Annotated in this window: 3 protein-coding genes; 1 reads left to right on the top strand and 2 read right to left on the bottom strand. The window is 38.9% G+C overall.

The genetic code is table 11. The features are described 5' to 3' along the window. On the top strand, window positions 1-1492 hold a 1492-nt coding region (locus HFP08_RS28590), incomplete at its 5' end, for a glycoside hydrolase family 78 protein (RefSeq protein WP_168124043.1). Between the two features lie 200 nt (window positions 1493-1692). Here HFP08_RS28590 and HFP08_RS28585 read toward each other — a convergent pair. Both HFP08_RS28585 and HFP08_RS28580 read right to left on the bottom strand, forming a co-directional pair. Further along, window positions 1693-5280 carry a KAP family P-loop NTPase fold protein gene (locus HFP08_RS28585; RefSeq protein ID WP_168124042.1) on the bottom strand — a complete coding sequence of 1196 codons (3588 nt, stop codon included), beginning with the start codon at window positions 5278-5280 and terminating at the stop codon, window positions 1693-1695. Between the two features lie 351 nt (window positions 5281-5631). Then, a partial coding sequence (locus HFP08_RS28580) for an IS66 family transposase (RefSeq protein WP_168124041.1) occupies window positions 5632-5962 on the bottom strand: 331 nt, incomplete at its 5' end.

Genomic DNA, 5962 nt, shown 5'->3' with positions numbered 1-5962 from the left:
TATGGAGAAGCGCTTTTACCATGTCACGCCTAGCGGAGCTTATATAGCGGAGAAGCTAGTCGCGCCGCAGGAAACCGGAACCTATGAAATCGGGATGGCCGTCAAGGATGAGTACGGCGCGTGGAGCGAGTACCATGTGGAGTATTTGACCATCGGGCAGATTGCAACGCCAAACACGCCGCCAACGCCGGGCTTCACGACATCGAAGACGAGTACCTATCGGGGAGATGCGATAACGATTCATTCGACCGCCAGCGATGCAGAGGATGGCGATCGCACGCAGCTGCCGCATACCTACTATGTGAAGAATACAACAACGAATAGCGCGGAAACGATTAAAAGTACGTCGCGAACAAGCTGGTCAACCAGCTTCGATACGCTAGGCGCTTACACGATCAGGCAGCTTGTCGAGGATTCTGCTGGGGCGACGGCACAGATTGAGCACGAGATTGCTATTGTGAATCGAAAGCCAACAGCGAGTGTGGCGGTGCCGGCGAGTACGAATCAGAACAGTCCGACGAAGCTGACGGTGCTGCGGCCGGAATTCCAGTGGAGCTATGCGGACGCCGATGGGGACGAGCAGTTAAGATACCAAGTGCGCGTGTATCGCTACGGCGGCATTATGCAGCTTGATTCGGGAGTGCAGGACGGCGACGGTCTGAATTGGATGGCAAGCTCCGATCTTCCGGAGCATGTGAATATGTATGTGCAGGTACGCGTTTATGACGGCTATGACTGGGGAGATTGGAGCGCGGCGAAATACTTCTATATTGAAACGAATCAGCCGCCGACAGCAGACTTCACCTGGTCGCCGCAGCCGGTATACGAAGGAGACACGGTAAACTTCCGCACAGCAGTTACTGATCCGGACGGGGATACACTCAGCGTGCTGTACGAGCTGACGGATCCGAGCGGGAACAAAACGACATACGATTACAGTTTGCAGCCGACCGGCTCTAACTATCCGTCTACAGGACCGAGTATGCCAATGCTGCAGATAGGCAATTGGCAAATGCGAATGACTGTTAGTGATGGCAAAGCACCGGCTGTAGTCGTTAATAAGAAGGTGAGTGTACAGGAGCTTGGAATTACGGCTCAAGTCATTCATACAGAGGAATGGGAACAGCATCGTTTGGACTGGAATGAAGCTAATCCAGGGCATGAGAGATCAGCATCTACATTCTGGGCTGGTGAACGTTTTGTTTTAGCTGCCCAAACCACAAATACCGGCACAAGTGCAACGAAGGCAACAAGAGTGGACGTGTCCGTTGTTGGTATTGGGAATACACAGCTTGAATCGGTAAATAGCCTGGACTGGTCTGGATTTATCGGAAATGCGAATGCAGACAAGTCGCTGGAGAAGATAAGCAAGGGATACTATGATTTTGTATTCTTTGTCACGTACAGCAATGGGATTCAAAAGTCGACCAAGGTTCGTATTTCAGTATATGGCCATTGGTCGGAATATTTTAAATTACATCAAAGTTGGTAAGTGATGGCCATGCTGAAGGAATTATTTCTTCGGCATGGCCATTCTTTTTGTTAACTCAGAGATTGGAAGGAGGCGTCATATGGACAAATTTGCGAATCGCAGAGATGACCTGCATTGCGAATCCAACGTGAATTTCATATGCAAATAGCTTACTATATAAGAATTCGAATTGGTAAAACGGCGATTTCTGTGTGAAGGTATTACTTTCTTCTCTTAAATCTAAAGCCAAACTGATTCACATAGTCAGGATAATCATTGTCAAGATCAATTATTGCATCTCTAAATTTTCTGGTTTCAATTTTAGTCAAATTAGTTGCCAATAGTAATTGTAATGCAAGTTTTGCTCTTTCTTTTCCTAAGCCTAATGCTACTCTATAAATGTTTTCATAATCTCGGATGTTAATTTTCTTTTGGCTAATGGCAGCCTCAATGATTTGGCTCCTCCACTTATTAAAACCTTCTTTATTCATGCTATCCATAGCATTATTAACCCATTCAGCTACAGTATTATACGGTAGATTACTTAATAGAGTATAAGTGAATGTTTTTCTTAGATTATCCCTAATGCTCCAGTTGATAAGTTCATCTAGATATATTGTGAGTGGATTTCTTTCAATCTGATTCAATATTAACTTTATGACTTTCTCCTGCTCGCCATTTTCATTATTGCTAGAAAACTCTTCAATTTTCATTTTCCTATTTTCAGAGCTAATAACTTCCCAACGTGTAGAAATTGCTTCCCGATGCGAACTAAGGGAAGGATCAAAATATTGCACCATTAATGTATTATATGCATCACACCCTACGGTACATCTATGGTTTAAATGACCTATTATTTCTGCTCTTGCTGTGGAATCCAAAATCGCAAATAAGTCAATTTTTAAGCTGGTGTTGTTATGCGTAGGTATGCTTACCCAATTGGTAAGTATTTGATCCCAATTCTCTTCTTTATACTTGTTACACATAAATTGAACAAAAATGTTGATGTACCGTGAGGCATTACTACTATATGGACGACGAGAATGAATGATGTTTTTCGATACATTTACTAAATAATTAATACTATCGAATAGCCAAGCTTTTGCAGTTTCATCTTCACCCCATAGTAAAAAAACGATCTCAAGCCGATCCCTTACAACTTGCTCAGACCAATTTAGCCAAATTACGTTGTCAGTAATTTGCATGAACTCCTCCTTAATGGATATTAACGCTTCTTTTAATTTTTTTGATTGTAATAACGTATTTATTACTTCGGGAGTCCTTGAATTTCTATGTTCGGTCGCGGAGCTATTATTCTCTGATTTTAATACTTCAGTAATATTTGGAATGCCATTAGATAAATTTTTAGCTCGATTAACAATTGTATCCAAGAAAACATTTTGAGTGCTGTCATCAAGATCAAAATTGAAGTTTTTCTCACAAAAACCTGGCGTCCCTGGGCTCTTTGAAAATGTATTTATGAAATTTACTGCTTTTTCGTAGCGCTTATCTTCCCACCATTTATCCAAAATAGGTCTTACAACATCATGAATTCTCTTATAAGGTGCCTCACTTATAAAACTATTAATATTATCAAAATCGTTTTCAGTAAATCCACAAAAATTCTCATGCTCCATGATATGTATTAAATTAACTAGATCCTCTTCATTTCGAGTATAACGCTCACACCATAATTGACCAATGCATTCAACGAAGGAATCAGATTCGAAGTCATAAGTTTTAAGTAATTCGTTTATTAAAGATACGTCTATAGATTTGTGTGTTTTATTCGACCATTCTCTTAACCAATTAGATAATGTATATTCAGGAACTACATTAGTGTCTAGTGATTCTTTTAGGATTTTTATCCAGTCGAATGAATTCATAATACTGTGCTCCGATGAAACCTCAAATATGAATGCGGCTAAAGAATATCCATCGTTGTTTTCAATGTATGCATCTTCAATTTCCCCCCCCAAATTAGATATTGCTAGCTTGTTAATATAATCAGGTTTTTCAATCCACAGAAGCAATATATCTCCCGAATGTTCTAAAACATTAATTTTCATCCCATATTCGACCCATGTTGAACTGTCATAAGTTAAATGCTTTAAAATACCACAGACTTTTGATGGAGGAAATTCCAATAGCGTGTCCATATTATCTCTAAGAAGCAGATCCCAATTATTGATATCCATATCTGAAATAACGTCAAGGTTAGTTTGCGATTCGATTAAAGTTTTAATACAGTTTTCAACCTCAATCCCTGGATCATCATCAAAATCGGCAATGACAGAAGAAAGCAATATCCCCCGATCTAAGTCATTAAGCTTTTCATATGCAGCTACAAATAGATCTAATTGGGCATTAATTAAATATTCTTTGATTTTTTTCAATTCTGGTTTTCCTGTAATGGGATTTAACTTTTCATTACTAAAATAAATAAAAGGTCTTGGATCATCTTTTGGTATACATTTATTAACTCTTGTTAAGAAAGCATTAAGTACATCAGTACGGCTATCATTACGTATTATGAGGTATGGGTCAGAAATTAACTTCAAGTAGTACTCAGGAAAATCTGTCTGAAGTACTGTGAAAACTGCAACAGCTAAAGGATTAGATGAAAGTAATTTCTTACCAGATGAATTATCTCGTTTTTTTGCCAACTGCCAGTTGGAAGAAAATGAATTTAATAAAGCTTTTACTTGGCGTGGAGTTTTTATTGAACTATAGATTAATATGCCAAGCACTTTGTCAATGTTTATTTCCTGATCGTTAATCCAATCGATTTTTTGATCTATTAGCAATTGTCTTGCATACCTCTTCATGTTTTTTTGTTCTAATATTGGCAAATGGATTTGATAGTCAAAAGTCTTATTTATAAACTCCGATACGTATTTATCATCGGAATTGGAGTCCTTATCCTCTAATATATCTTTTTGCTCAAAAGCAGATTTGATGCCGTTTCTCAGAACCTTCTCATCACAAGGAATAATGAACGCACAATTTTTTGAATGAAGGAACGTTTTGATTGTATTTAAAGCTGCAAGTAATTGTTTGGGGGGCAGTCGATCTAAGTCATCAAAAACGAGAACTAAATTTCTTCCTCGATTTTTTTCTAAAAATCTTCCCACACTTGCCTTAAATCTTGCTTCATATTGATCTCCGTGAGTTAATGGGATTGTTCTAACGCTAGATTGACTTCCACGCTGATAGGAACCAATAAATAGTTTTAATGCTCCAAGGACTAGTCCTATTGTAGAGACCGAGATAAAGGTCGAAATATATGCGGTGAACGTAGTGTCATTTAATAAAATTGATAAAGCAATTGAAATCATTACTATAAAGAGAAAGCCAATGGTTGACCATCTATACAATTTACTATTTACAAACAAGATTGCAAACAATCCTTTGCCAGTAATACTTTCGATTTTTGTAGTTTCATTAATCAATCCTTCTTCATCAGGGACTTCAAGCTCTGTTTGAACTTCTCGTACAATTTTTCTATGTAAGGACGGAGCATCATCTGCGAATTTCCATACACTTATTGTTTTAATTATAAAATTGCCTCCGTAAGATTTATCAGCTTCGAGAATACGTTCCAATAGTTTAATTACGGAAGTTTTCCCAGATCCCCAAGAACCAAATAAACCAATATGGGTGGGAAAATTATTTTGTTTGAGAAGATCAAATAAAATTTCGGCCACCTGGTTGTATTGAAACTTATCGTCATTTATCTTCTGGAGTGGCCTATCTTCTAAGAAATACTTTTTTAACTCTCCATCTGTGTTTTTATACTTTCCAAACAAAATTATCACCTTCCTAATTTTAGAAATATCTAACAACATTATTCTACAATAAATTACATGAGATGTAACTAAAAACAGGCATCTTGAGTGTTGAAAATAAAAGCATGATAGGTTTTCCGTGTTTCTCAACAGAATGAAATAAAATACAAATGAATGGTTGTGCCCTAAGATTCCAATGATAAGCTTCTCTTTATGTTGTTCGTTTGACTTAACTCAGATAGATAATAAGTAAGCGTCAAATCCAGCACACATCAAGACACGATTTAGGATATGGGTATTGGAATGGAAGCCAAATAGGATGACGAAACGCCGAATAGCCCTCCATTCGATAGAGAGGGCTGTCCGCTTTCGTTATTTCGTAAATAATCGGCAGATAATGGGCAATGACGGCGACAAAGGAGCCAGTTTACCCAAAGCTTCTGAGTCTGTCGAATCTGAAAGCTGCGGCAACTGTTCGAACAGATACTGCAGATAGGCTTGCGGCTTCAGACCATTCGCCTTCGCTGTTTCCACAATGCTATAGATGGTTGCGCTTGCCTTGGCCCCGCGCGGCGTATTGCTGAAGAGGAAGTTCTTACGGCCGATAACGGTCGGTTTAATCGAGCGTTCGCTTCGATTATTATCGATCTCGAGCCGACCGTCTTGCAAGAAGACATTCAACTTCTCCCACTGGTTAATGCTG

It is taken from the genome of Paenibacillus sp. HB172176, assembly GCF_011947265.1.
GTDB lineage: Bacteria > Bacillota > Bacilli > Paenibacillales > Paenibacillaceae > Pristimantibacillus.
Note: the sequence above shows the minus strand (reverse complement) of the source record. Positions and strands in the feature narration are given on the sequence as shown.